This is a genomic window from Streptomyces liliiviolaceus (genome assembly GCF_018070025.1).
In the GTDB taxonomy this organism is placed as follows: Bacteria; Actinomycetota; Actinomycetes; order Streptomycetales; family Streptomycetaceae; genus Streptomyces; species Streptomyces liliiviolaceus.
This window is the reverse complement of sequence record NZ_JAGPYQ010000001.1, coordinates 793,035-817,715: the sequence shown is the minus strand read 5'-3', so window position 1 is coordinate 817,715 and position 24,681 is coordinate 793,035. Positions and strand designations below refer to the sequence as shown.

Below are 24,681 nucleotides of genomic sequence, written 5' to 3'. Positions count from 1 at the left end.
GCCCCTGGGTGGGATGGGGCTCGGCTCGTTGGTACAGGAGGCGCTACCTTCTTGCGGGGGAGTGCATCAGGGGCTCCTGGGGCGCCTGCTTGATCGTGTTGCACAGGTGGAGTTTCTAGCGTGGTGGTCGTACCGCGACGACGGCCCGACCCCGACCGAGACGCTTGGAGCCCGTGACCCATGAAGACCGAACTCACCTCCCGAGTGGTGGCCACGACCCTGGCGACCGTGCTGGCCGGCATCGGCCTGACCCTGCCCGCCGCGGGCGCGACCGGGGCCACCGGCACACCCGCGCACAGCGCCTCGCACAGCAGGGCGTTGCAGGCCGGCGTGGACGCGGTCATGAAGACCGGGACCGTCGGGGTCGTGGCGCGGTCGACGGGCCCGCGAGGCGTCCGGTACGCCACCGGCGGGGTCGCCGACCGAGCCACCCAGGCGGCCGTACGCCCCGGTGACAGGTTCCGGATCGCCAGCGCCAGCAAGACGTTCGTCGCCACGGTGATCCTGCAACTCGTCGGCGAGGGACGCCTGTCGCTCGACGACACCGTGGAGCAGTGGCTGCCCGGAGTCGTCTCGGGCAACGGAAACGACGGCGGCGCGATCACCGTACGGCAGCTGCTCCAGCACACCAGCGGACTGTTCGACTACACGTCGGACTTCCCCGAGTTCGAAGGCACGGCCGGCTACCAGGCCGAGCGCTACCGCACCTGGACCCCGCAGGAGCTGGTCGGCATCGCGATGCGGCACACCCCGGGATTCGCGCCCGGCGACGGATGGAGCTACTCCAACACCAATTACATCCTCGCCGGAATGATCATCGAGAAGGCCACCGGGCACACCTGGAACGAGGAGGTCGACCGGCGTCTCATCCGCCCGCTGGGCCTGCGCGACACCCTCGCCCCGACCACCGAGTCCCGTATCCCCGGCCGCCATCTGCGCGGCTACTCCAGCTTCGAGGAGGAGGGGCCGGCGATCGACATCACCGAACTCAACGCCTCCGCGGGCGGCGCGGCGGGCGCCATGATCAGTACGACGGCCGACCTGAGCCGCTTCTACCAGGCGCTCCTCGGCGGCCGGCTGCTGCGCCCTGCGGAGCTGACGGCGATGAAGACGACCGTACCGGCCCCGGAACTGGACGACGCCTGGCCCGGTGTGCGTTACGGCCTCGGTCTGATGAGCGTCCCGCTGTCCTGCGGCGGGGTCTACTACAGCCACGGAGGCAACCTCCCCGGCTACACCACCCGCAACGGCACCAGCGACGACGGCAGCCGCACCGTCGTCCTGAACTCGACCGGCGACGGCTCCACCGACGCGTCCACCCAGGACACCCAGAACGCTTTGATCGACGACGAACTCTGCGCGTAACGCCAACCCCGGGGCACGCCTCGTAAGGGGCGCCTCTTAGGGGCGCGGGGAACTGCGCGACCAGCCCCCACCGGCCCGCAGATGGCAACGAGCCTACGCCGACGCCGACGTCGAAGTCCCCGAGCCCCGCGCCAGCGAATCCCGCGCCAGCGATTCCCGCGCCGCCGCCCGCAACGCATGGATCTCGTCCCGGGCCCCGCGCCGCGCGGGAGCGCCCCGCCCCGCGGCACCCACCGTGTGCTCGGCCTTGCGGAGCCGCGCGGCCGTGGACGGGAACCTGGCGATCTCCACGGTGACGGCCCAGGTGTCGAGCAACTGGATGATCGGTCCGAGACTGCCGGTGCGCGCGGCGGCGCCGATGGCCCCGTCGGTGTCCCGCTCCAGCTCGGCGAGCCGGTGCGGGGCAACCCGGATGACGGCCGCGCGAAGGGCGCCGGGTGTCCGTTCCGGCCGGGGAACGAGGGGTCTGCCGGGCTCGATGGGGTGCGCTGTCATCGTGAGCCGCACAGTACGGCGTACGGGCGGGCACCGCGAGAACCGGGCCCGCCCGGCAACGAATTCCGGCCGGTCCCGGAGCCCCGGACACGACGACGGGCCGAGCACGGGTTCCGGGCTCGGCCCTGTCGGGGTGATGGAGTGTCAGGGGGTGACCGGCGCCACGGGCATGCCGTTGTCCGGCGGCGCGACGGGCATGCCGTTATCGGCCAGCGCAGGGCTCGCGGCCGCCGCGGTGATGCCGAGCATCAGGACGATCGTGGCGAGGATCTTCTTGGTACGGGTCATCTCTGCTCCTGGTGGAGAGGGGATTCCGAGTCGCAAGCGACCCTAGCGACAGGGGACGTGTGTTCGATGGAGTCGAACGGTTCGAGCCATCGATTGACCTGAACCCTCCCGCGGACAGACCTCGGCCGCGGTGGCTCCCCCTCCGCGCCACCGCGGCCGATCCCCGTCGGGAGAAAGGTCTTTAGTTGTTGTCCAGACCGAGCGCGGGCGGCGTCGGCATCGGGTTGTCCAGCGTCGTGACGCCACCCTTGGCGGGCTCGCTCGGCATCGGGTTGTCCAGTGTGACGACGACGTCCGAGTCCTTCGGCGGCGTCGGCATCGGGTTGTCCATCGCCGTCAGGTCGGGCCCGGCCGGCGGTGTGGGCATCGGGTTGTCCATCGCGGTGAGGTCGGGCCCGGCCGTCGGCGTCGGCATCGGGTTGTCCATCGTGGTGATGGCCTCGTCCTTGACCGAGTCGTCCGGCAGAGCCCCGGCCGTGTCCTTCTTCTTGTCGCTCATGGGGTGACTCCCTTTGCTGATGTTGACAAGTGAAGAACGCCCGTCCAGAGACTCCCCCGAGGGCCGCTGGACGGGCGTTCGGAGCCGCACACTAGCCGGTTGGGCTCCTGGTCAGACCGTCTGCCCCCCGACGCGACGGTGTGACAGGTAGAGACTGACGCGCGGAGATAAACGAATGCTGAACGTCTGCATCCGCCCTGGTGGGCGGTCCGTCGATCACGCAGCGGCGGCGGGTGTGAGCAGGGCGCGCACCTCGGCGGCCTCCTCGGCGCCACAATGCTCGTAGAGGTTGAGGGCCTCTCTCCAGCAGGCCGTGGCCCGGTCCACCTGTCCCAGGACCGACAGGGCCCGCCCCAGCAGCGTCAGGACGTTGCCCCGCATACGGTCGCCGCCGATGCACCTGAGTGCGAGCGCCTGTTCGGCATGTTGCGCCGCCGGCGCGGGACGGTGGGCGGCCAGATGGACCTCGGCGATACGGAAGTGGGTCGTCCCCTCCCAGAGCCGCTGCCGGTGGTCCCCGAGGATGCCCAGGGCTTCGGAGAAGTGGCCGAGCGCCTCGGAGTGCCGCCCGGCCATGTGCAGAGCGATCCCCACCGCGTAGTGGCCGTTGGCGAGGCGTACCGTCCGGCCGAATTCGGCATGGATCGAGACACCGCGCTGTGCGATCTCCACGGCCTTGGTGACGTTGCCCATGCCGAGGTGGGCGCGCGAGAGATTGCAGAGGCTGGTCGCTTCGAACGGCCGGTTGTCGGCGGCCCGCAGAAGCTCTATGGCCTGATCGAAGAACTCCTTGCCGTCCGCGTGCCGGCTCTGGTGCAGGCAGATGAGGCCCCGGTTGTTGGCGACCCAGCTGATCGCGGTGGCGTCCTGCGCGGCACCCGCGAGCGCCATGGCGCGCTGGGCCTCGTCCTCCGCCTGCTGGATGCGGCCGGAGACCAGGAGGACGTCGGTGAGGATCGTCCTGGCCCTCCCTTCCGCCCGCTCGTCCCCCGCGGTCCGCGTGGCGTCGCACATCGCCCGGGCCGTGGTCTCGTACTGGTGCGAGTTCGCCCCCGACTCGGTGAGATCCTTGGCGGCCCACAACAGATCCACCGCCCGCCGCAGGAACTCCGTCCCCGCCGACTGCCGTACGCACGCCAGCAGCGGTGCGGCCTCCGTGTAGAGCCAGTCGAGCGCGGCGCTGCCTCCGGAGAAGGTCAGGCCCGGGTACTGCGTCGTCTCCAGATGGTCCACCAGGCGGTCGCCGGGGCGCTCGATGGCGTACACGCGCGCGGCCGTGGAGAGGTAGAAGTCGAGCAGACGCGACATCGCGGCGGCCCGTTCGCCCGGCGGTTGTTCGTCGCGTTCGGCGCACGCACGCGCGTAGAGCCGTACGAGGTCGTGGTAGCGGTAGCGGCCGGGCGCCGCCGATTCCAGCAGCGAGGTGTCGACGAGGGATTCGAGGAGTTCCTCGGTGTCGTCGAGGGGCAGGTCGAGGACCGCGGCCGCGGCGGCGAGGGACATGTCGGGGCCGTCCGCGAGGCCCAGCAGCCGGAAGGCGCGGGCCTGGGCGGACTCCAGCTGCCCGTAGCCCAGTTCGAAGGTGGCCTTCACGGCCAGGTCGCCGGCCTGCAGTTCGTCCAGGCGTCGCCGTTCGTCCGCGAGTTTCGCCGCGAGGACCGAGACGGTCCAGGTGCGGCGGGCGGCCAGCCGGGAGGCGGCGATCCGGATGGCGAGCGGCAGGAAGCCGCAGGCCGCCACGACGTCGAGCGCGGACTGGCGTTCCGACTCCACCCGCTCGGTGCCGACGATCTTCGTGAAGAGCTGGAGGGCCTCCTCCGGCGACATCACGTCGAGGTCGACCAGGTGCGCACCGGCGAGGTCGACCATCCGCACCCGCGAGGTGACCAGCGCGGCGCAGCCCTCGGTGCCGGGCAGCAGGGGGCGGACCTGGGCCGCGTCCCGGGCGTTGTCGAGGAGGACCAGGACGCGGCGGCCGTCCAGCACCGAGCGGTAGAGGGCCGCCCGTTCCTCCAGGGTGTCCGGAATGGACGAGTCCGGGGTGCCGAGCGCGCGCAGGAAGGCGCCCAGTACGGCCTCCGGCGCCGCGGCCCGCGCACCCGCGCCCTGCAGGTCCACGTACAGCTGGCCGTCCGGGAAGGCGACGCGGGACTGGTGGGCGACGTGGACGGCGAGTGTCGTCTTGCCGACGCCGCCGATGCCGGCCAGCGCGGAGACGGCCATCACGCGGCCCTCGGCGCTCGCGAGGACGTCGCACAGCTCGGAGACGAAGGACGTGCGTCCGGTGAAGTCCGGGACGGTCGCGGGCAGTTGGGCGGGGCGCACCGGGGCGGCGGCGGTCTCCGGGGCCAGCGGGGCCGAGGGTTCGGCGAGGCCGGGGTCGGCCTGGAGGATGCGCTGCTGGAGCTCCTGGAGTTCGGGGCTCGGGTCCACGCCCAGTTCGTCGGCGAGCAGCCGCCGGGTGTCGGCGTACGCGGCCAGGGCCTCGGCCTGCCGGCCCGAGCGGTACAGCGCCAGCATCAGCAGTCCGCGCAGCCGCTCCCGCAGGGGCTGGGCGGCGGTGAGCGCGGTGAGTTCGGAGACGGCCTCGGCGTGACAGCCCTGTTCGAGGTCCATGTCGAGGCGGGACTCGGTGAGCTGGAGCTTCCACTCCTGCAGCCGGGTGCGCTGGGTCTCCGCGTACGGGCCCGGGACGCTCGCCAGCACCTCCCCGTCCCACAGGCTCAGCGTCTTGTTCAGCAGGGCGCGCGCATGGCACAGATCGCCCCTGCTCTTCGCCTTCTCCGCGTCGGCCGCCAGTTCCTGGGCCAGGGCGAGGTCGAGGGTGGCGCCGCCGCCGGAGGCGTCGGTGAGCCGGATCGCGTACCCGCCGGACTCGCTGACGAGGACGCCGGGGGAGAGGATCTTGCGCAGTCGCGAGGCGTACGTGCGCACGGCGGCCAGCGCCTGGGACGGCGGGTCGTCGCCCCACAGGGCGTCGATCAGCTCGCCGGACGTCGCCGTGCGGCCCTCACGGAGCAGCAGGGCGGCCAGCAGGGCGCGTTGCTGCGGGGACCCCGTGGGCAGCGCCTGTGCCCCCCGCCAGGCGCGCACCGGTCCGAGCACACTGAAGCGCAGGGCCACCGATTCCTCGGGAACCCACTGCTCCGGTACTCGCGGTACACCGTCCATCGCTGTCCCCCTGCCGAACCGTCATGACAACCAGGCCAGTTTGCCTTGTTCATGGCGGATGCGTCAGCCGTGGGAGACACCGATCACAGGCCGCCATGCCAAGTTCACGCATCCCCTCACAGGGCCCACACTCCGTAGTCGCAACCCCGCGGGGCGGTCCCCGCATTCCGGAGACCGCTCCCCAGTAGCTGACGGATCGTCAGATCAGCGTTACCGTACAACGCATGGAGACCTTCCCGAAGATCATCTCGGTGGACGACCACACGGTGGAGCCCCCCAACGTCTGGCGGGACCGGCTCCCGTCGAAGTACCAGGACACCGGGCCGCGCGTCGTACGCGCCCCGTTGAAGGAAATGACCTTCCTGGGCGGGAAGTTCGCCCCCGTCATGGGCGGCCCCGGCGACGACGGGCCGATCGGCGACTGGTGGGTCTACGAGGACCTGCACCGCCCGCTCACCCGGCTCGACACCGCCGTCGGCTACGACAGGGACGAGATCAAGCTGGAGATCATCACGTACGAGCAGATGCGGCCGGGCTCGTACGACGTCCCGCAGCGCCTCGCCGACATGGACGTCAACCATGTGCAGTCCGCGCTCTGCTTCCCGACCTTCCCCCGGTTCTGCGGCCAGACGTTCACCGAGGCCGCCGACCGCGAGCTGGCGCTGCTCTCGGTGCGGGCCTACAACGACTGGATGGTCGAGGAGTGGTGCGGGCCCGAGGCGCGGGGGCGGCTGATACCGCTCACGCTCATCCCTCTGTGGGACCCGCACCTCGCCGCCCAGGAGGTGCGGCGCAACGCCTCCCGCGGAGTGCGGGCCGTCGCCTTCTCCGAGATACCTCCGCACCTCGGACTGCCCTCCGTTCATACGGACGAGTGGGATCCGTTCCTCGCCGCCTGCGACGAGACCGGCACGGTCATCGCCATGCACATCGGGTCGAGCAGCCGGATGCCCTCCACCTCCGCCGACGCGCCGCCCGCCGTCGGCTCCACCATCACCTTCGCCAACTGCTGCTTCTCGATGGTCGACTGGCTGATGAGCGGCAAGTTCGAGCGCTTCCCGAATCTGAAGGTCATGTACGCGGAGGGGCAGATCGGCTGGATCCCCTACATTCTCGAACGCGCCGACGTGGTGTGGGAGGAGAACCGCGCCTGGGGCGGCGTCGCGGACAAGGTCCACCGCCCGCCGTCCGAACTCTTCACCGAGCACGTCTACGGCTGCTTCTTCGACGACGCCTTCGGCCTGAAGAACCTGGACGCCATCGGCGTCGGCAACGTCCTCTACGAGACCGACTACCCCCACTCCGACTCCACCTGGCCCGAGTCCCGCCAGGTCGGCGAGGCCCAGATGGGCCACCTGGACGCGGACGTCGTGGACCGGATCGTCCGCCGCAACGCGATCGAACTGCTGGGGCTGACGGCGGACGGACTCTGGGCGTCGGCGAAACAGAGGTGAACGGACCCGACGTCCGGACGCCGACGCCTGCGCCGAACAGCACCGCGCACCCGCGCGGTGCGGCGCATTCCGGCCGATCCGGCCGTCACGCCGAGCGATGACCGATGATCTGTGTACCCTGCGGCCGATGGAAATGGGACTCGACGCAGATGACTGGCTGGCGGACACACGGACGTCCTACGACACCGTCGCGGCAAGTTACAGGGAACTGACGCGACACATCTTGGACGAAGCACCCGAAGAACGCGAGGTCCTGGCCGGGTTCGCGGACCTGGTGGGTGCCCGGGGCGGCGGGCCGGTCGCGGACGTGGGGTGCGGGACGGGCAGGATCACGGGCCACCTGCGAGAGCTGGGCCTGGACGTGTTCGGCATCGATCTGTCACCCGGAATGATCGAGGTGGCCCGTCGCGACCACCCCGGGGTGCGCTTCGAGCTCGGCTCCATGACGGACCTCGCCCTGGCCGACGCCTCGGCCGCCGGTCTGGTCGCCTGGTACTCGCTGATCCACATCCCCGACAGCGAGATCGGCTCCGTACTCGCGCACTTCCACCGAGTGCTCCAGCCCGGTGGGCCCCTGCTGCTCAGCTTCCACCTCGGAGACACGTCGCATCTGAAGACCGAGGGCTACGGCGGGCACCCGATGAAGGTCCGTGTTCACCGCCGACAGCACGACCGGACGATCGCGTGGCTCGATCAAGCCGGCTTCGACGTCGAGACGCACAAGACGCTCACCTCGGCCGAGAGCAGGCTGGGCGGGATCATCCTCGCGCGTCGTCGCCCCTGAGAGCGGGCTCGGAGGCGGGTCTCGATCTCCACACCGGTGACGGCGATCGGGCGGCCGGCCCTGGGCGGTGCCACCGGCGCGCTGCCGCCCGATGCCCGGGTCCCGAGCGCGTTCTGATCGCGGGCGGGCCCGTCAGGGCGACGAGTCCCCGCACATACCTTGTCTGACGATCCGTCAGCTATGACGATGGGTGTCGGCCCATCAATATGACGGCCCGTCAGATAGGGGGCGCCGCCCATGCAGAACCTCCCCGAAGGGCGACTGGAGTACGGGATGCAGCTCCCGGTCCAGTCGCAGAGCACCCTCTACGCCGAGGCGTGGGAGGCCGACGCCGGCCCGGGCGATCTCGTGGAGATCGCCCGGGCCGCCGACGTGTCCGGCTTCGCGTACCTCGCGAGCTGCGACCACGTCGCCGTCCCGCGCCGCCTCGCCGCCGCGATGAGCACGGTCTGGTACGACCCGGTCGCCACCCTCGCCTTCCTGGCGGGGGTCACCGAGCACGTACGGCTGCTCAGCCACGTCGCCGTCGTCGGCCTGCGGCACCCCCTCGCCACCGCCAAGCAGTACGCGACCCTCGACCACCTCAGCGGCGGCCGGCTGATCCTCGGGGTCGGCGCAGGTCACGTACAGGAGGAGTTCGAGGCGCTGGGGGTGGACTTCGAGCGGCGCGGGGCGGTCCTCGACGAGTGCATCGACGCGCTGCGGGCCGCGCTCGGCCCGGACGAATATCCCTCCCACCACGGGAAGCTGTACGACTTCGAGGGGCTCGGCCAGCTGCCCCGGCCCGCGCAGGAACACGTACCCGTGTGGGTCGGCGGGTCCTCGCCCGCGGCCGTGCGGCGGGCCGCGGTCCGGGGGGACGGGTGGCTGCCGCAGGGCGATCCGCGGGAGCGGCTGCCCGAGCAGATCGCCCGGCTCGGGCGGTTGCGGGAGGAGGCGGGGGTGACCCGGCCGCTCACCGTCGGCGCCATCACCGAGCCGCTGTACGTGGGGCGGCCCTCGTGGGCCGTGGGCCGCCGGACGGTCTCCGGCTCCGCCGAGGAGATCGCCGAGTCGCTGCGGGCGTACGCGGCGATGGGGGTGCATCAGATCCAGGTGCGGTTCCGGTCTCGGAGCCGGGCCGAACTGACAGATCAGATCGCGGCGTTCGGGTCGGGGGTCGGCCCGCTGCTCGGGTAGGCGGCCGTACCCGTACCCGTACCCGTACCCGGCCGCGGGTGCGTCGTGGCCGGCCGCGCCCACGCGGCGGAGCCGCACATGTCACAGCCCCGCGCCCCTGACAGGGCGCCCATCGGCTTAGGAGTGATCATGGGCAAGTTGGACGGACGGGTCGTCGTCGTCACCGGGGCGGCTCGGGGGCAGGGGGAGCAGGAGGCCCGGCTCTTCGTCGAGGAGGGCGCCTCGGTCGTCGTCGCCGATGTGCTCGACGAGCAGGGGGAGACCCTCGCCAAGGAACTGGGGGCCCGCGCCCGGTACGTACACCTGGATGTCGGCCGGGAGGACGACTGGGCCGCCGCGGTGGCGCTGGCGAAGGAGGCGTACGGGAAGGTCGACGGGCTCGTCAACAACGCCGGCATCCTGCGCTTCAACGCCCTCGTCGACACCCCCCTCGACGAGTTCATGCAGATCGTGCGCGTCAACCAGGTCGGCGTCTTCCTCGGCATCAAGGCCCTGGCCCCCGAGATCGAGGCGGCCGGCGGCGGGACGATCGTCAACACCGCCTCGTACACCGGGCTCACCGGCATGGCGTACGTCGGCGCGTACAGCGCGAGCAAGCACGCCATCGTCGGCCTCACGCGCGTGGCCGCGCTGGAGCTGGCCCCGAAGGGGGTCCGCGTCAACGCCGTCTGTCCCGGCGCGATCGACACCGCCATGAGCAATCCGGCCCTGCTGGACCCGGCGACGGCGGACACCGGATCGGGGGGCGCCCGTTCGGCCGAGGCCGCGGAGGCGGCCTCGGCGGCCGTCGCCAAGCTGTACCGCAAGCTCGTCCCGATGGGCCGGATCGGCAGGGCCGAGGAGGTGGCCCGGCTCGCCCTCTTCCTGTCCTGCGACGACTCCTCCTACATCACCGGCCAGCCCTTCGTGATCGACGGCGGATGGCTGGCGGGTGTGAGCGCGATGTGAGCGCGATGTGAGCGGCGGCGGGGAGCGGCGGGCCGGATGTGACGGGCCATCAGCTATTGACGCCTCACGGGTGCGGTGCCACAGTCGGCGGCAGGTCAATCTGACGATGCGTCAGGTTCGGCGTTCGCCGGACGGATGACGGACACAGGGGACGGTGAACCTCCTTGGAATTCGGGCTCTTTGTACAGGGATACGTGGGCAAGCGGGCCGAGACCGACCCGCTCGCGGAGCACAAGGCGCTGATGGAGGAGACCGAGTACGTCATCCAGGCCGACAAGTCCGGCTTCAAGTACGCCTGGGCGTCGGAGCACCACTTCCTGGAGGAGTACTCGCACCTCTCCGCCAACGACGTCTACCTCGGCTATCTGGCGCACGCCACCGAACGCATCCACCTGGGCTCGGGCATCTTCAACCCGCTCGCCCAGGTCAACCACCCCGTGAAGGTCGCCGAGAAGGTCGCCATGCTCGACCATCTCACCGAGGGCCGCTTCGAGTTCGGCAGCGGACGCGGGGCCGGCTCGCACGAGATCCTCGGCTTCCTCCCCGGCATCACCGACATGAACCACACCAAGGAGATCTGGGAAGAGACCATCGCCGAGTTCCCCAAGATGTGGCTCCAGGACGAGTACGTCGGCTTCCAGGGCAAGCACTGGCAGCTCCCGCCGCGCAAGATCCTGCCGAAGCCGTACGGGAAGTCGCACCCCGCCATGTGGTACGCCGCCGGGTCGCCGCCCTCGTACGCCATGGCCGCCCGCAAGGGGCTCGGGGTGCTCGGGTTCAGCGTGCAGAAGGTCTCCGACATGGAGTGGGTCCTTGAGCAGTACAAGACGGCGGTCGTCGAGGCCGAGCCGGTCGGGGACTTCGTCAACGACAACGTGATGGTGACGACGACGGCGGTCTGCGCGCCCACGCACGACGAGGCGGTACGGGTCGCCGTGAGCGGCGGGCTGCACTATCTGCCCTCGCTCGTCTTCCGCTACCACGACACGTTCCCGCGGCCCGAGGGTTTCCCCGTCTGGCCGGAGACGCTGCCGGAGTACAACGAGGAGTTCATCGAACTGCTCATCGCCGAGGAGCTGTTGATCTGCGGGGACCCGGACGAGGTGCTCACGCAGTGCAAGCGGTGGGAGCAGGCCGGGGCCGATCAGTTGTCGTTCGGGCTGCCGGTGGGGGTGCCCAAGGAGGAGACGCTCCAGACGATCCGGCTGATCGGGGAGCACGTGATTCCGAAGATCGATACCGACCCCGTCCACCGGACCACTCGATTCCGCGGGGCGGTCTGAGGTTCGTCGGAGGGTGCGGGTCCGTCGGGGCTGGTCGCGCAGTTCCCCGCGCCCCCAAAAAAACAAACGAAGGGGCTGTCGTGCTTGACCATCTGATCAGAGGTGCGCGAGTCGTCGACGGGTCGGGGCGGCCCGCCTTCGTCGCCGACGTGGGGATACGGGACGGGCGGATCGCCGTCGTCGGGGCGGTCACCGAGGAGGCCCGGACGTCCGAGGACGCCTCCGGGCTCGTCCTCGCCCCCGGGTTCGTGGATCCCCACACGCACTACGACGCGCAGCTCTTCTGGGACCCGTACGCGACGCCCTCGCTGAACCACGGGGTGACGACCGTGGCGGGCGGCAACTGCGGCTTCACGCTCGCGCCCCTGAACCCCGCGCGGCCCGAGGACGCCGACTACACGCGGCGGATGATGTCCAAGGTCGAGGGGATGTCGCTGGTCGCCCTTGAGGAGGGCGCGCCGTGGAGCTGGCACTCCTTCGGGGAGTACCTCGACGCCCTGGAGGGCCGGATCGCCGTCAACGCCGGCTTCATGGTGGGGCACTGCGCGCTGCGGCGGTACGTGATGGGTCCGGACGCGGTCGGCGGGCAGCCCACGCAGGAACAGCTGGCGGCGATGGTCGCGCTGCTCGACGAGGCGATGGAGGCCGGGGCCTGGGGGCTGTCCACCACCCAGTCGTCCACCCACTCCGACGGCGACGGGAAACCGGTCGCCTCCCGGCACGCCGGGCCCGCCGAACTCCTCGCCCTCTCCCGGGCGGTGGGCGAGCGCGAGGGCACTCAGATCGAGGCGATCGTGGCGGGCTGCCTCGACCAGTTCAGCGACGACGAGATCGACCTGTTCGTGGAGATGAGCGCGGCGGCCGGCCGCCCCCTGAACTGGAACGTCCTGACGATCGACGCGGCCGTCCCCGAGCGCGTGCCGCGGCAGCTGGCGGCGAGCGAGCGGGCCCGTAAGGCGGGCGGGCGGATCGTCGCGCTCACGATGCCGATCCTCACGCCGATGAACATGTCGCTGGGCACCTTCTGCGCCCTCAACCTCATCCCCGGCTGGGGCGAGATCCTCGGCCTCCCGGTGCCCGAACGGATCGGGAAACTGCGGGACCCCGCGGTCCGCGCCGAGATGCTGCGGCGGGCCGACTCCAAGGAGGCGGGCGTCTTCCGCCGCCTCGCGGACTTCGGCCGGTACGTCATCGGGGACACGTACAGCACGGAGAACGAGGGCCTGACCGGCCGCGTCGTACGGGACATCGCGGCCGAGCGCGGCCAGGAACCCTTCGAGACGCTGGTCGAGATCTGTGCCGCCGACCGCCTCCGTACGGTCCTGTGGCCGATGCCGACCGACAACGACCCCGACTCGTGGACCCTGCGCCAGGAGACGTGGCGGCACGAGGACGTCATGCTCGGCGGTTCCGACGCGGGCGCCCATCTGGACCGGATGTGCGGGGCGCCGTACACGACCCGGTTCCTGGGGGATTGCCTGCGGGGCCGCGGACTCGTCACGCTGGAGCAGGCGGTGAAGATGCTCACGGACGATCCGGCACGGCTCTTCGGGCTCCGTGAGCGCGGACGGATCGCGGAGGGTTTCCATGCGGACCTCGTGCTCTTCGACCCGGAACGGATCGACGCCGGCAAGGCCACCCTGGTGCACGACCTGCCGGGAGACAGCCCGCGCCTCGACTCCAAGGCGATCGGCGTCACGGCCGTGTGGGTCAACGGCGTCGAGTCGATACGCGACGACGTGGTGACCGGGGCCGTACCGGGCAAGGTGCTCCGGTCGGGCCGCGACACGCGCACGGTGAGCACCAGGTGACGGGCGCGCCGGCCTCCTCGGTGCGGGGGCTGTTCATCGGGGGTTCGTGGGTGGAGCCGGACGGCGGCCACTACGAGGTGATCGACCCGGCGACCGAGGACGTCGTCGGGTTGGCGCCGGAGGCCTCGCGGGATCAGGTGCACGCGGCGGCAGGCGCGGCCCGCGAGGCCTTCCGGACGTGGTCGCGCACGACGCCGGAGGAACGGGCGGCCGTGCTGCACCGGGCGGCCGAGGAGATCCGCCGCAACCTCCTTCCGTACGCGGAACTGGCGCAGGCGGAGACGGGCGCCACCACGGGTACGGCACGAGGGATGCAGGTGGGCGTCGGGGCGGCCCGGTTCCAGCGGTACGCGCGCGTGGAGCCCGTCGAGGAGCCGCTGCCGCCGCAGATCAACGAGGCGGGCCCGTTCGGCGGGGCGGCCGTGCTGGGCGCGCTCGCCGTACGACGTCCCGTGGGCGTGGTCACCTGCATCACGTCGTACAACAACCCCTGGGCGAACCCGGCGGGCAAGATCGCCCCGGCGCTCGCGATGGGCAACACGGTCCTCGTGAAACCCGCCCCGCAGGATCCGCTCTCCGTCTACCGGATGGCCGAGGCGCTGGAGGCGGCGGGCGTACCGCCGGGGGTCGTGAACGTCGTCTCCGGCTCGCGCGCCGAGGTCGGGGAGGCGGCCGTCGACTCGGACGACGTCGACATGGTGAGCTTCACCGGCTCGACGGCGGTCGGCCGGCGGATCGCCGAGGTGTGCGGGCGCGGGATGAAACGGCAGTTGATGGAGCTGGGCGGCAAGGGCGCGGCGATCGTCTTCGAGGACGCGGACCTGGAGTCGGCGGTCCGGGGCATCGGAACGACGTTCTCGTTCTACAGCGGCCAGATCTGCACGGCTCCGACCCGGGTGCTGGCGCAGCGCCCGATCTACGACCGCCTGGTGTCCGTACTGTCCGTCCACGCTCGCCGTTTGCCGGTGGGCGACCCCCGCTCCCCGTCCACGGTCGTCGGCCCGCTGATCTCGTCCGCGCACCGGGACCGCGTCGAGTCGTACGTCGAACTGGGCCGCAAGGAGGGCGCGCGGGTGGTCGCGGGCGGCGAACGCCCGCCGCTCGAAAGGGGCTTCTACGTGGCCCCGACCCTCCTGGCGGACTGCACGCCCGACATGCGGGTGGTCCGCGAGGAGATCTTCGGCCCGGTCGTCGTGGTCGTCCCCTTCGACGACGAGGAGGAGGCCGTCGCCCTGGCCGACGACACCGACTACGGCCTGATCGACTACGTCTGGTCCGGCGACGTGTCCCGAGCCTTCCGCGTGGCGTCCCGCCTCCGCACCGGAGGCGTGGGCATCAACACGGTGGGCCGCAACATGGAGGCCCCGTTCGGCGGCTTCAAACAGAGCGGAGTAGGCAGAGACGTGGGCTCGTACGCCCTGCACGCGTACGCGGAACTCCAGTCGATGGTGTGGCCGGGCTGAACGCCGCCCGGCATCGACGCCCCTGGGGACGCTGCTCTTCCCCTGCCCGGGCGTCTAGCCTGTGCGGTATGCAGCAGGCTCGGAGGCGGGACCGGCGACCGGATCACCGGGCGGGACCGGTGCGGGACCGGCATCAGGTTCCGGTCTTGGCGGCCTCGGCGGCCTTCGCGGTCGAGGGTGCCGATGTCGTGCTCGTCGGCTATTTCTCCGGCAGGCAGAAGGACTTCGCCGCGTCGATGGACGCGGCGGCGCGGGCGCTGACGGAGCGCGGGGCGCGGGTCGTGGGCCGTATCGTGCAGCGGCGCGGGGTCTCGGCCGGCGGGGTCGGGAAGATGACCCTCCCCTACTCCTCGCGGACTCTCCTGAGCTACGGAAAGGTCCGCGAGACGGCTGAACTCTGCGCACGGACCGAGGCCGACGCGGCGGTCTTCCTGACGCCCCTGACCGAACGCCAACGCCACGTGCTGCCGAGGCTGCTCGGCCGCCCCGCGGTGAGCCTCGCCGACGTCCTGACGGCCGACTGACCGGGCCCGGGCGTCCCGTCCCTCACCGCCCGGCGACCCGCGCCCAGCGCTCCAGGGTGGCGTCCTCGCTCTCGGCGGGCTCCGCCGCTGTGGTCGCCAGGCCCGCCTCGGCCCGTACTCGCGCGGACTTCTCCAGGTCCTCGGTGAGCATCTGGCGGCGCAGTACCCGGGCGGTGAAGGCGGAGGCGTTTCCCTTGGCCGTCAGGTAGGCGGCCACGTCGGCAGGCAGGCTCAGCGTCATTTCGACCGTCATGCGGTCAGCGTAGGGCGCGCGAACACTGCGTGAACGAGGCCGCGTGGCCCGTACCCACGCGCTCGGCGGTCAGCGGCGCCGCAGAGTCGGGTCCAGCAGTGCCGGTGGGGTGTCGTTCTTCTCGTCCGGGGCCAGGTCCGTGCCGGGAGGGACGATTGTGTCTATCGCGTCCAGGACGTCGGGCGGGAGCACCGTGTCCGCCGCCGCCAGCTGCGCGTGCAGGTGGTCCGGCGTGCGGGGGCCGATCAGCGCGCTCGTCACCGCGGGGTGCGCGGTCACGAAGCCGAGGGCGAGCTGGATCAGGGTCAGGCCGGCCTCGTCGGCGACCCGGGCCAGCCGTTCGACGGCGTCGAGCTTGGCCCGGTTGGACGGGACGGCGGTGTCGAAGCGCTGCGGCATGAACGCCGAGCGGTTCGTGGCGACCTTCCGGCCCTCCCGGATCGCCCCCGACAGCCAGCCCGAGGCCAGCGGGCTCCAGGCCAGCACCCCGAGCCCGTACTCCTCGGTCACCGGCAGGACGTGCGTCTCGATGCCGCGCTGCAGGATCGAGTAGGCGGGCTGCTCGGTGACGTAACGGCCCAGGTGGTGCTCGCGTGCGGCCCATTGCGCCTGCACGATCCGGTACGCCGGGAAGGTCGAGGAGCCGAAGTAGCGGATCTTGCCCGCGCGTTGCAGATCGGTCAGGGCCGACAGGGTCTCCTCGTCGCTGGTGGCCGGGTCCCACCGGTGGACCTGGTAGAGGTCGACGTGGTCGACGCCGAGGCGCCGCAGGCTGTCGTCCAGCGCGGTGACCAGCCAGCGCCGCGAACCGCCCCGGTGGTTGCGCTCGTCGCCCATCGGCAGGTACGCCTTCGTGGCCAGCACGATGTCGTCGCGGCGGCCCGCGATGGCCTTGCCGACCATCTCCTCGGACTCCCCGGCGCTGTACGCGTCGGCGGTGTCGATGACGTTGACCCCGCCCTCAAGGGCGGCGTCGACGATCGCGGTGGCCTCCTCCTGGGTGGTGCGCCCGATCCTGCCGAAGTTCATCGCGCCGAGCGCGAGGGAGCTGACCTGCACACCGGTGCGGCCCAAGGTGCGGTACTGCATGGCTGTGTTCCTCCAGGTGTCGCACCCTCACCGCCACCACGGCGGTAAGCGGAGCGCTGTTCCGTTAAATATACGGAGCGATGTTCCGCTTCGCAAGGCCGGCCGGCACTTCCGCTTTCGATAGCGACGCAATAACGACGCTACGGTCGAACGGTAGCGTCGATACGGTTTCGGTGTTAGCGTTGCTCTGGTCGGGAAGCGAGCAGCGCTACCCGCCGAGACGAGGAGCATCGCCATGACCGAGCAGACCGGCACCGGTGCAGGTACCGACACCACCACCCGCGTCGCCATCGTCACCGGCGGTTCCCGCGGCATCGGCCGCGAGACCGCGGAGCGCCTGGCCGCCGACGGATTCGCCGTCGTCGTCAACTACGCGGGCAACCAGACCGAGGCCGACAAGGCCGTCGGCGCGATCACCGAGGCGGGCGGCCAGGCGTTCGCCTTCCGGGCCGACGTGGCCGAGGAGACCGAGGTCTCGGCGCTCTTCGACGCCGCCGAGTCGACGTACGGCGGGATCGACGTCGTCGTGCACGCGGCTGGCGTCATGACGCTCGCCCCGCTCGTCGACACCGACCTCGACGCCCTGGACCGCATGCACCGCACCAACATCCGCGGCACCTTCGTCGTCGACCAGCAGGCCGCACGCCGGCTGCGCAAGGGCGGCGCGATCCTCAACTTCTCCACCAGCGTGCTGGCACTCGCCCTCCCCGGCTACGCGGGGTACGCGGCCACGAAGGGCGCCGTCGAGGCCATGACCCTGATCCTGGCCCGCGAACTGCGCGGCCGGGACGTCACCGTCAACGCCGTGGCCCCCGGCCCGACCGCCACCTCCCTGTTCCTGGACGGCAAGGACGAGGAGACCATCGCGCGGATGGCCGCCCAGCCGCCGCTGGAGCGCCTCGGCACGCCCGAGGACATCGCCGGGGTCGTGTCCTTCCTGGCGGGCCCGGCCGGCCGCTGGGTCAACGGCCAGGTGGTCCGCGCCAACGGCGGCATCGCGTGAATACCCCCTCAGCCCTCAGGAGTTCCGTCATGAGCAGGACGATCGTCATCACCGGGGCGGGTTCCGGGTTCGGCGCGCTCGCCGCGCGGGCGCTGGCCGACGCCGGGCACACGGTGTACGCGGCGATGCGCGACACGGGCGGACGCAACGCCCACCGGGTCGCCGAGGCCGAGTCGTACGCCGCCGAGCACGAAGTCGACCTGCGTACGGTCGAGTTGGACGTCCTGTCGCAGGAGTCCGCGGACGCCGCCGTCGCCACGGTCCTGGCCGGGGCCGGCGCGCTGGACGTGGTCGTCCACAACGCGGGCCACATGGTCACAGGACCCGCCGAGGCCTTCACCCCCGCCGAACTGGCCGCGGTGTACGACACGAACGTGCTCGGCACCCAGCGCGTGAACCGCGCCGCACTCCCGCACCTGCGCGCCCAGGAGCACGGCCTGGTGCTCTGGGTCGGCTCGTCCTCGACCAGGGGCGGCACCCCGCCCTACCTCGCCCCGTACTTCGCCGCGAAGGCCGCGATGGACGCGCTCGCGGTGTCGTACGCCGGTGAGCTGGCCCGGTTCGGCATCGAGACGACGATCGTGGTGCCGGGCGCGTTCACGTCGGGTACGGAGCACTTCGCGACCGGCGGCCACCCGTCCGAGCGGACGGTGCTCCCGGCCTACGAGGAGCGGTACGCGGGCCTGATGGAGCAGGTCGCCGAGCGCCTCGCCGCCCTCGAACCGGCCGGCACCTCCGCGTCCCTGGTGGCCGACGCGATCGTCGAGGTCGTCGACGCCCCGCACGGCAAGCGGCCCTTCCGCGTCCACGTCGACCCCTCGAACGACGGGTCGGAGGAGGTCAGCGGGGTCGCGGACCGTATCCGCGCGGAGTTCCTGGCCCGCATAGGCCTGGCCGACCTGCTCACCCCGCGGACCTCCCGGACATCTCCGGCGGCCTCTCCGCGGTCCGCCGTATGACCTCGGATAGCGTCACGGCCGTGAGTACGAAAGCGCGCATTCTCGAAGTGGCGGCGGCCCTGGTCGCCCAGTCCCCCGACGGGGACGTGTCGACCAGGGCCGTGTGCGAGGGTGCCGGGGTCGGCGCCCCCGCCCTCTACCGCCACTTCGGGGACAAGGAGGGCCTCCTGTCGGCGGTCGTCGACCACGGCTGGGACAAGTACCTCGCGACCAAGCGGGACCGGCCGCCCGGTACGGACCCGGTCGAGGATCTGCGGGACGGCTGGACCACCCACGTCGAGTTCGCGCGGGCCAACCCGAACCTGTTCCGCCTGATGCACTCGCCCGCGATGCGTACGCCCCCGGCGGCGGCGCTGGAGGCCCACCGCATCCTCACGGCCGACCTGCAACGGGCCGCGGCACAGGGCAAGTTGCGCCTGGCCCCCGAACTGGCGGCCCAGATGATCATGTCGGCGAACGTCGGCGTGGCGCTGATGCTGGTCTCCCGCCCGGCGACGTTCACGGACGAGTCGGTGTCACGCCGGGTCCGCGACGCGATCCACGCGACGGTGTTCACGCCGGAGGTGACGGCGACACCCGGGACGACGTCACCCGGGACGGCATCACCGGTGACGGCCGAGGCGGCCTCCGCCCCGGCCGAACCGGACGAGCCCCGCATCCCCTCCACGGCCGCCCGCCTGAACGCCCTCCTGGGCCAGTCCCCGCCCCCGGCCCTCACCCGGGCCGAGGGTGTCCTGCTCAAGGAGTGGCTGGACCGGCTTTCGAACGGGTTCTGAAACCGCCGCACCCGTACCCACGCCTCATCGGCGTACCGGATCGTCGTGCAGGAGGGGGTAGCGGGCCGAGAGGCGCATGGCGCCCTCGGTGACCGCCGGGTCGTGCGAGGCGGCCTGGACGCCGTCGAGATAGGCGTGGGCCGCCGCCTCGAACACGGAGTCCACCGCGGTCAGTTCGGCGGCCAGTGCCTCGCGGCGCTCGGCGCGCCGGTCGTCCAGGGTGTCCTGCTGACGGCGGGCCGCCGCGGCCGCTCCCGCCGCCTGCGCCAGGGTTGCCTCGGCCGCCGCCAGCCGCTTCTGGTGGTGACGGTAGGCGGCGACGAAGGGATGTTCCTCGGACAGGGCCAGCAGGAAGGCGATCCCGCCCGACAGCAGGAGCAGCGAGATGAAGGTGACGCTGACCGTGTGCGGGTCCAGCTGCAGCTCCTGGAGCAGGGTCGGCGCGGGCGGCAGATCGACGTCCAGCTGCCGGGCGAGCTCCTCCATGCCCCCCGTGTCGGGGTCGCGGAAGACGATACGGGCGCGCAGATCGCCCAGGTACCAGGCCGCCACCGCCCAGAGGGACGCGATCGCCGCCGCGATCGGCAGGACCACCCGCAGCGAGGCCGTGGCGCCCCGGCGACGCCACTGGCGACCGGCCTGGAAGGGGCCGAGCGTCATGGCGACACCCACCGCCGCGGTCAGCAGATAGGCGCTGGCCCGGCCCTGCGGAGTGCCGTCGTGTATCGCGAGGAACAGGGTCAGATAGACCGGGAGTTCGACCAGGATCAGCAGCAGGGTCAGGAACCGGCGGGGCCAGCGGGCCATGGCCGCGGTCTCCGTGAGGCCCTCCCAAGGAGCGGCGGCCGGGCGCGACACGGTCCGGCTCTGCTTCTCGGAGTCGTCGTCCCAGTCGGCCGGTCCGTCCGGGTCCTCGCGCGTTCCGGCGTCCGGATCCGTACCGTCGGCACGGCCCGCCCCGAACCGGTCCACGGCCCAGGGCAGCAGCCGTTCGCGGCGGTCCTCGCGGGCGACGGTGCGGGTCGCCGCCCGGTCCAGCCGCGCGACCGCGGCCTGCTGGCGAAGCGTCTCCTCCTGCTGTGCCTCTCTGGACCGGCGGGCCTCGTTCTCCCGGGCCTCGGTGGCGGCGAACAACGCGGCCGAGGACTGCAGTTCCTGCTCCTCGCGCCCGTGGTGACGGGCCACGATGCGGTCGCGCGCATGGTCGCGCAGCCCCCTGAGCCGGCCGAAGTAGGGCAGTCGGTGCAGCGAACCGAGGACGTACGGGTTCAGCGTGCCGTTCCTGGCGGCGCGGCGTCCGGCCGACTCGGCCTCGCCCAGCAGGCGTCTGGCCTCGCGCGTGTCGGTCGGCGGGACCTGGCCGCGCGGCGCGGCGGGGTTCGTGCGCCCGAGGCCGGGTGCGCGGCCGCGGCCGCGGCGGAACCGCTCACGCAGATCGTCCCTGAGCGGGCGGGGCTCCTCAGGCGCCGTATCCGTCGTCGACATCGACCTTCACCTCCTTCTCCAGAAGCTGCTGCCAGAACTGCTGCATCTGGTCGACGCGTTCGGGGTTGGTCCTTCCGCCGCGCATGGCGAAGCCGACGCGGTAGACGGTGGTGTCCGGCAGTTTGGGCAACCCACGCTCGCTGACCAGTTCCTCGACGGCGGTGTCCCGCTCGGGCTGGGTGCCGAGCTCGTACTTGGACAGCCTGAAGTCGGGGTCGGACTGGTCGAAGTCGCTGATCACCAGGACATGGAAGGTGCCGTCTGCGCGGGGCACCTTGGCCGCACGGTCCAGGCCGCCCAGGACGTCCGATCCCGGCTGGCGGTCCCGGGCGCACTCCAGCATCTTGTCGGCGCCCGCTCCGGCGAGAACGCGCGTCTGCTTCCACAGCCCCTCACGCTCGGACCGCTTGTCGGAGTCCGGGTCGATGTCGATCCGCGGCACATGGCAGGAGGAGGCGACGGAGGCGGCGGTGATGGGCGCGTAGGACAGGTACTTGCACTTCTTGTCGGCCAGGAAGGTCGGCAGCGTCGCCTTGAGCTTCTCCTTCGCCCGGAAGCCGGTGTCGCTGTCGACGCCGGATCCCGAGCCGTCCAGCACGACGGCACAGTCGGCGGAGAGGTGCTCCGGCCCGGCGAACGGACCGCTGTCGCACGCCGTCGTCAGGGTCAGCAGGAGGGCGGCGGTGCCCAGGGCCGCGGTGCCCCCCGTGGCTCGGCCCCGCCTCCTCGTCGTCGTCGCTCTTGTCATCGTGTCCCCCGTTCCCCCCGGTCGGCCTGTCCGGCCGCCGGTCCCAACCTCTGCTCCAGAATCTGCAGTGCTCTGCGGACCAGGACGTCGTCGAGCATCCACTCCGGTGCTCCCGTCCAGGACTCGTCGAGGGCCGCGGCCCTCGGGCTCGGCGCGTCCGGCGGCTCCTCCTGGCGGGCGGCGCGCGCGTACGAGGCCTGGTAGTGGGCGAGTTCCTGATCGGCGCAGGCGGCGAGGGCCAGGCCGCGCCGCTGGCAGGCCGTCACCTCCGTGCGCCACTGCGACACCCAGCCACCGAAGCGGGCCAGCGCCGCGGGCACGTCCTCGTTGAGCCGGTCGTACTCCGTCACGATCCGCGCGGACTCCTCCTTCACGCGGTCGATGAGAGCCGCGTGGCGGAGGACGAAGCCGGACCGCAGCTCGTCCAGCGCCATGTCCAGCCCGCCGGCCAACTCCTGGGCGTAGTGCCCGGCCCCGATGCCGGCGTGACCGTCCCGGCGCCCGCGGCGGGTGGCCCGCCAGCGGGTGCGCCCGGTGAGACGGCTACGGCCGTAGTGCGCCGGGACGGACTTCACCTCGCTCATCGCATCCCCCTTGTCGGAATCCCCGACCAACCCCCTGGTCCGGGATTTGCGCAGCCTAGGGGAAAAGCGAACCCGAGAGGGAGGGATTTACGTCAACGGATTACGGCATCCGGAAATCAGCCGGAGATCGACCGGTGAACGACCAGAATCCCGTCACGGTTTGTGAGGAGTTCCTGGAAAAATTCTCGAACCCGATCCAGTTCGACGCGACGCGGAATAGGCTGCCCTTCCGTCCTGTCCTGGGGCGAGTCCGAATGGATATTCGAATCTCCGTGGCGGGGCCGGGAATTGGCGGGTGGGCATATGACTGGGGGGCGTATGGCTGAAGTGAGACGTGTGGCCGAAGTGGCCGAGATGGTCAAAGTGACTGAAGTGGCCGACGTGCCGGTGCGGGTCGCCGACGGGTACTTCCCCGTCGAGACGCTCGGGCCCGGGCGGCGGCTGGGGGTGTGGTTCCAGGGGTGCGAGCTCGCCTGTCCCGGCTGTATGTCCCGGCACACCTGGGACGCGGCAGGCGGTCGGACCGCCACCGTGGGTGAACTGCTGGAGCTGTGGGGGAGGGCGCTGGACCTCGGAGCGGCCGGGCTGACGGTCAGCGGCGGCGAACCGCTCGCCCAGCCCACCGCACTGGCCGCGCTGCTGTTCGGCGCGGACCGGCTCCGCCGAGCGCGGTGGCCGCGCGGGTACCGGCGCAGCGACACACGGGACGTACGTGACGCGTGGGATGTGAGTGACGCACGGGACGGTCGCGATGCGGGGGAAGGGCCCCCGGCGGCCCCCGCAGACCTGCCCGATCTCCCCGATCTCCCCGATCTCCCCGATCTGTCCGACCTCCCCGACCTTCTCGTCTACACCGGTCATGAGCCGGACGAGGTGCCCGGCCGGCTGCCGGAAGAGACGTGGGCGGCGCTGGACGGCGCGGACGCGGTCGTGACGGGCCGCTTCCGCGTCGCCGAACCGACGGACCTGGTCTGGCGGGGATCCGCCAACCAACGGCTCGTGCCGCGCACCCCCCTCGGCGTCCGCCGTTACGCCCCGCACCTCGCCCGCGCCTACCCGCCGGGACCCCGTGTGAGCCTGCGGGCGGACGACGCGGGTGCCGGGGCGCGCTTCTACGGTGTACCGGCACGGGGGGAGCTGCGCCGACTGGAGCGGGGTCTGGCGGCGGGCGGAATCCGCCTGACGGACCCGAGCTGGCGTCCATGACCACCGCACGAAGAGCCTCCGCACGAAGAGTTTCCGCACGGAGCGGAGAGCGCGCCCCGTGCCTCCTGCTCCCGCTACTCCCGCGCGGTCTCCGGCGGGACCGCCTCGAACAGGCCGGCCGCCTCCGGGTAGCGGGTGACGACGTGGACGGACCAGTCGGGGTCCGCGGTGAGGGCGTCCTCGATGGCCCAGCGCAGCCACTCCGCGCTGGTCCGGCGGCTCAGGCCCCCACGGCCCGCACCCAGCAGGGGGAAGCAGATCGAGCGCAGGCCGGGCAGTCCGTCGGCGCGGTCCTGGCGGCCCCGGGCGAAGCAGCCCGCCACGGCGGTGGCGATGTGCTGGGGGTCGACGTGGTAGGCGAGGCCGTCGGGGACGGCCAGGGCCGCGTGGTAGACGCGCCGCACCCCGCGCTCGGCGAGGGCCCCCGGGCCGGTGGGCACGATCGTGCCGGGCCGCAGGGGCAGCGCACCGGGTCGGGCCCGCACCCAGGCGGCGAGTTCGTCGGCGAGGACGTCGGCGGCCGGCCCGTCCGAACCGCAGCCCGTGACGGCCGATCGGCGCAGCGCCCCGGAGACGGTGGGCCTGAACGACTTCGACATCTCCAGATGGACGTTCTCGGAGGAGACGAGGACGTCGATGTCCCGTAACAGTTCGATGGGTGAGATGTGGACGGTGACCCGCCTGGTCCCGGCCCGTCCGGGCAGCCCGGTGTGCGGTACGACGGCGGGCCGTGTCCCGGCGGCCCGCTCCGGCCGAGGGCCGTGCGCCGTCGCCCGCGGCGCGTCGGCGGCGGCCGGCGCGCGGGCCTCGGCGAGCACGGCCCCGGCGAGCTGCTCGACGACCTGGCGTTCCTGGCTGTGCCGGAAGCGTTCGTCGGTCACCCCGTACACCTGGGCGGCCGCCCGGCGCCGGACCGCCGCCGGGTCGCCCCGGCGGCCGGGCAGCAGTCCGAACGTGCGCTGGGCGGCGCGGCCTATCAGGTCGTCGGCGCCGAGCCGTTCGGCCGCCGCGCGCAGCAGCCGCTCCGCTCCGTCGGCCAGGTCGTCCTCGCCGCTTGCGTACCGGGCGTGCAGCGTGGCCGCGCGCAGCGCCTCGGGCACCAGCGACTGGAGCGCGGGCAGGCCCCCGCGGCGAAGCTGCCGCAACTCGCGTACGAGGGCGGCGCGATCGGGCAGACCATCAGGGTTCATGCCATCCATGCCGGTCAACATAGCCGCGCCCGCACCACAGCCACCCGGCCTTCGGCAAGCACAGGGCGGATGGTGCCGGGATTTCGATGTGGTCCACGAATTTTCTCGTTTCCCGGTACACGAT

General features: G+C 71.9%; 23 protein-coding genes. 13 read left to right on the top strand and 10 right to left on the bottom strand.

Translation table 11 applies throughout. The annotated features are described in order from the left end of the window. The first annotated feature begins 180 nt into the window (after nt 1-180). A complete protein-coding gene (locus tag J8N05_RS03500) occupies nt 181-1,365 on the top strand; it encodes a serine hydrolase domain-containing protein (protein ID WP_210881007.1) in 1,185 nt (394 codons plus the stop codon). Nucleotides 1,366-1,458: 93 nt separating this feature from the next. Here the strand turns inward: J8N05_RS03500 and J8N05_RS03495 are convergent, their stop codons facing one another. The 4 genes from J8N05_RS03495 to J8N05_RS03480 all read right to left on the bottom strand — a co-directional run bounded on the left by J8N05_RS03495 (nt 1,459) and on the right by J8N05_RS03480 (nt 5,818). Then, the gene (locus J8N05_RS03495; protein ID WP_210881006.1) at nt 1,459-1,860 is read right to left on the bottom strand and encodes a DUF6247 family protein; all 402 of its coding nucleotides are present in this window, start codon (nt 1,858-1,860) and stop codon (nt 1,459-1,461) included. A gap of 144 nt (nt 1,861-2,004) precedes the next feature. Further along, nucleotides 2,005-2,148, bottom strand: a complete 144-nt coding sequence (locus tag J8N05_RS03490) for a hypothetical protein (protein ID WP_210881005.1) — start codon at nt 2,146-2,148, stop codon at nt 2,005-2,007. A 181-nt stretch (nt 2,149-2,329) separates the two neighbouring features. Continuing rightward, a complete protein-coding gene (locus tag J8N05_RS47205) occupies nt 2,330-2,647 on the bottom strand; it encodes a hypothetical protein (RefSeq protein WP_247706129.1) in 318 nt (105 codons plus the stop codon). 216 nt (nt 2,648-2,863) lie between these two features. Beyond that, nucleotides 2,864-5,818 carry an AfsR/SARP family transcriptional regulator gene (locus tag J8N05_RS03480; protein ID WP_210881004.1) on the bottom strand — a complete coding sequence of 985 codons (2,955 nt, stop codon included), beginning with the start codon at nt 5,816-5,818 and terminating at the stop codon, nt 2,864-2,866. A 224-nt stretch (nt 5,819-6,042) separates the two neighbouring features. Here J8N05_RS03480 and J8N05_RS03475 point away from each other — a divergent pair, with 224 nt between their 5' ends. The 8 genes from J8N05_RS03475 to J8N05_RS03440 all read left to right on the top strand — a co-directional run bounded on the left by J8N05_RS03475 (nt 6,043) and on the right by J8N05_RS03440 (nt 15,264). Further along, a complete protein-coding gene (locus J8N05_RS03475) occupies nt 6,043-7,272 on the top strand; it encodes an amidohydrolase family protein (protein ID WP_210881003.1) in 1,230 nt (409 codons plus the stop codon). A 127-nt stretch (nt 7,273-7,399) separates the two neighbouring features. Then, on the top strand, nt 7,400-8,056 hold the full coding sequence (locus tag J8N05_RS03470; protein WP_210881002.1) for a class I SAM-dependent DNA methyltransferase: 657 nt from the start codon (nt 7,400-7,402) through the stop codon (nt 8,054-8,056). 237 nt (nt 8,057-8,293) lie between these two features. Continuing rightward, complete coding sequence (locus tag J8N05_RS03465; RefSeq protein WP_210881001.1) at nt 8,294-9,235, top strand: LLM class F420-dependent oxidoreductase; 942 nt, start codon at nt 8,294-8,296, stop codon at nt 9,233-9,235. Between the two features lie 129 nt (nt 9,236-9,364). Further along, nucleotides 9,365-10,183: an SDR family NAD(P)-dependent oxidoreductase gene (locus J8N05_RS03460; protein ID WP_210881000.1), complete on the top strand. Its 819-nt coding sequence runs from the start codon at nt 9,365-9,367 to the stop codon at nt 10,181-10,183. Between the two features lie 164 nt (nt 10,184-10,347). Next, nucleotides 10,348-11,466, top strand: coding sequence for an LLM class flavin-dependent oxidoreductase (locus tag J8N05_RS03455; protein ID WP_210880999.1), 1,119 nt, complete (start codon nt 10,348-10,350; stop codon nt 11,464-11,466). Between the two features lie 80 nt (nt 11,467-11,546). Continuing rightward, nucleotides 11,547-13,277 carry an N-acyl-D-amino-acid deacylase family protein gene (locus tag J8N05_RS03450; RefSeq protein ID WP_210880998.1) on the top strand — a complete coding sequence of 577 codons (1,731 nt, stop codon included), beginning with the start codon at nt 11,547-11,549 and terminating at the stop codon, nt 13,275-13,277. Then, nucleotides 13,274-14,740, top strand: coding sequence for an aldehyde dehydrogenase family protein (locus J8N05_RS03445; protein WP_210880997.1), 1,467 nt, complete (start codon nt 13,274-13,276; stop codon nt 14,738-14,740). The genes J8N05_RS03450 and J8N05_RS03445 overlap by 4 nt, the downstream gene beginning before the upstream one ends. Before the next feature lie 146 nt (nt 14,741-14,886). Next, complete coding sequence (locus J8N05_RS03440) at nt 14,887-15,264, top strand: hypothetical protein (protein ID WP_247706128.1); 378 nt, start codon at nt 14,887-14,889, stop codon at nt 15,262-15,264. 22 nt (nt 15,265-15,286) lie between these two features. On the opposite strand, the gene J8N05_RS03435 is transcribed toward J8N05_RS03440, so the two are convergent. Continuing rightward, entirely contained in the window at nt 15,287-15,517 is a 231-nt protein-coding gene (locus J8N05_RS03435) for a hypothetical protein (RefSeq protein WP_210880996.1), read from the bottom strand. Nucleotides 15,518-15,586: 69 nt separating this feature from the next. Next, nucleotides 15,587-16,606 (bottom strand): aldo/keto reductase, encoded by a 1,020-nt coding sequence (locus J8N05_RS03430; protein WP_210880995.1) that lies wholly within the window; start codon nt 16,604-16,606, stop codon nt 15,587-15,589. Nucleotides 16,607-16,841: 235 nt separating this feature from the next. Between J8N05_RS03430 and J8N05_RS03425 the strand changes: the two genes are divergently transcribed. Genes J8N05_RS03425 through J8N05_RS03415 form a run of 3 tightly spaced genes read left to right on the top strand, consistent with a single transcriptional unit; the run spans nt 16,842 to nt 19,344 of the window. Then, on the top strand, nt 16,842-17,609 hold the full coding sequence (locus J8N05_RS03425; protein WP_210880994.1) for an SDR family oxidoreductase: 768 nt from the start codon (nt 16,842-16,844) through the stop codon (nt 17,607-17,609). A gap of 29 nt (nt 17,610-17,638) precedes the next feature. Then, nucleotides 17,639-18,568: an SDR family NAD(P)-dependent oxidoreductase gene (locus J8N05_RS03420; RefSeq protein ID WP_210880993.1), complete on the top strand. Its 930-nt coding sequence runs from the start codon at nt 17,639-17,641 to the stop codon at nt 18,566-18,568. Then, on the top strand, nt 18,565-19,344 hold the full coding sequence (locus J8N05_RS03415) for a TetR/AcrR family transcriptional regulator (RefSeq protein ID WP_210880992.1): 780 nt from the start codon (nt 18,565-18,567) through the stop codon (nt 19,342-19,344). Before J8N05_RS03420 ends, J8N05_RS03415 begins: the two co-directional genes overlap by 4 nt. Nucleotides 19,345-19,368: 24 nt before the next feature. On the opposite strand, the gene J8N05_RS03410 is transcribed toward J8N05_RS03415, so the two are convergent. Genes J8N05_RS03410 through J8N05_RS03400 form a run of 3 tightly spaced genes read right to left on the bottom strand, consistent with a single transcriptional unit; the run spans nt 19,369 to nt 22,161 of the window. After that, the gene (locus J8N05_RS03410) at nt 19,369-20,829 is read right to left on the bottom strand and encodes a hypothetical protein (RefSeq protein ID WP_210880991.1); all 1,461 of its coding nucleotides are present in this window, start codon (nt 20,827-20,829) and stop codon (nt 19,369-19,371) included. Continuing rightward, on the bottom strand, nt 20,804-21,577 hold the full coding sequence (locus tag J8N05_RS03405) for a hypothetical protein (protein WP_210880990.1): 774 nt from the start codon (nt 21,575-21,577) through the stop codon (nt 20,804-20,806). Before J8N05_RS03405 ends, J8N05_RS03410 begins: the two co-directional genes overlap by 26 nt. Beyond that, complete coding sequence (locus J8N05_RS03400) at nt 21,574-22,161, bottom strand: hypothetical protein (RefSeq protein WP_210880989.1); 588 nt, start codon at nt 22,159-22,161, stop codon at nt 21,574-21,576. Before J8N05_RS03400 ends, J8N05_RS03405 begins: the two co-directional genes overlap by 4 nt. Nucleotides 22,162-22,533: 372 nt before the next feature. Here J8N05_RS03400 and J8N05_RS03395 point away from each other — a divergent pair, with 372 nt between their 5' ends. Next, entirely contained in the window at nt 22,534-23,367 is an 834-nt protein-coding gene (locus J8N05_RS03395) for a 4Fe-4S cluster-binding domain-containing protein (RefSeq protein WP_407699883.1), read from the top strand. Nucleotides 23,368-23,441: 74 nt separating this feature from the next. Here J8N05_RS03395 and J8N05_RS03390 read toward each other — a convergent pair whose 3' ends face one another. Further along, nucleotides 23,442-24,566: a macro domain-containing protein gene (locus tag J8N05_RS03390; protein ID WP_247706127.1), complete on the bottom strand. Its 1,125-nt coding sequence runs from the start codon at nt 24,564-24,566 to the stop codon at nt 23,442-23,444. Nucleotides 24,567-24,681 lie beyond the last annotated feature (115 nt).

Bases quoted from the DNA above. Each gene is read 5' to 3' on its own strand.
- J8N05_RS03400 (WP_210880989.1), bottom strand. From the start codon at position 22,161: ATGAGCGAGGTGAAGTCCGTCCCGGCGCACTACGGCCGTAGCCGTCTC.
- J8N05_RS03500 (WP_210881007.1), top strand. From the start codon at position 181: ATGAAGACCGAACTCACCTCCCGAGTGGTGGCCACGACCCTGGCGACC.
- J8N05_RS03470 (WP_210881002.1), top strand. From the start codon at position 7,400: ATGGAAATGGGACTCGACGCAGATGACTGGCTGGCGGACACACGGACG.
- J8N05_RS03430 (WP_210880995.1), bottom strand. From the start codon at position 16,606: ATGCAGTACCGCACCTTGGGCCGCACCGGTGTGCAGGTCAGCTCCCTC.
- J8N05_RS03460 (WP_210881000.1), top strand. From the start codon at position 9,365: ATGGGCAAGTTGGACGGACGGGTCGTCGTCGTCACCGGGGCGGCTCGG.
- J8N05_RS03405 (WP_210880990.1), bottom strand. From the start codon at position 21,577: ATGACAAGAGCGACGACGACGAGGAGGCGGGGCCGAGCCACGGGGGGC.
- J8N05_RS47205 (WP_247706129.1), bottom strand. From the start codon at position 2,647: ATGAGCGACAAGAAGAAGGACACGGCCGGGGCTCTGCCGGACGACTCG.
- J8N05_RS03420 (WP_210880993.1), top strand. From the start codon at position 17,639: ATGAGCAGGACGATCGTCATCACCGGGGCGGGTTCCGGGTTCGGCGCG.
- J8N05_RS03490 (WP_210881005.1), bottom strand. From the start codon at position 2,148: ATGACCCGTACCAAGAAGATCCTCGCCACGATCGTCCTGATGCTCGGC.
- J8N05_RS03390 (WP_247706127.1), bottom strand. From the start codon at position 24,566: ATGGATGGCATGAACCCTGATGGTCTGCCCGATCGCGCCGCCCTCGTA.
- J8N05_RS03465 (WP_210881001.1), top strand. From the start codon at position 8,294: ATGCAGAACCTCCCCGAAGGGCGACTGGAGTACGGGATGCAGCTCCCG.
- J8N05_RS03415 (WP_210880992.1), top strand. From the start codon at position 18,565: ATGACCTCGGATAGCGTCACGGCCGTGAGTACGAAAGCGCGCATTCTC.
- J8N05_RS03475 (WP_210881003.1), top strand. From the start codon at position 6,043: ATGGAGACCTTCCCGAAGATCATCTCGGTGGACGACCACACGGTGGAG.
- J8N05_RS03425 (WP_210880994.1), top strand. From the start codon at position 16,842: ATGACCGAGCAGACCGGCACCGGTGCAGGTACCGACACCACCACCCGC.
- J8N05_RS03435 (WP_210880996.1), bottom strand. From the start codon at position 15,517: ATGACGGTCGAAATGACGCTGAGCCTGCCTGCCGACGTGGCCGCCTAC.
- J8N05_RS03495 (WP_210881006.1), bottom strand. From the start codon at position 1,860: ATGACAGCGCACCCCATCGAGCCCGGCAGACCCCTCGTTCCCCGGCCG.
- J8N05_RS03410 (WP_210880991.1), bottom strand. From the start codon at position 20,829: ATGTCGACGACGGATACGGCGCCTGAGGAGCCCCGCCCGCTCAGGGAC.
- J8N05_RS03480 (WP_210881004.1), bottom strand. From the start codon at position 5,818: ATGGACGGTGTACCGCGAGTACCGGAGCAGTGGGTTCCCGAGGAATCG.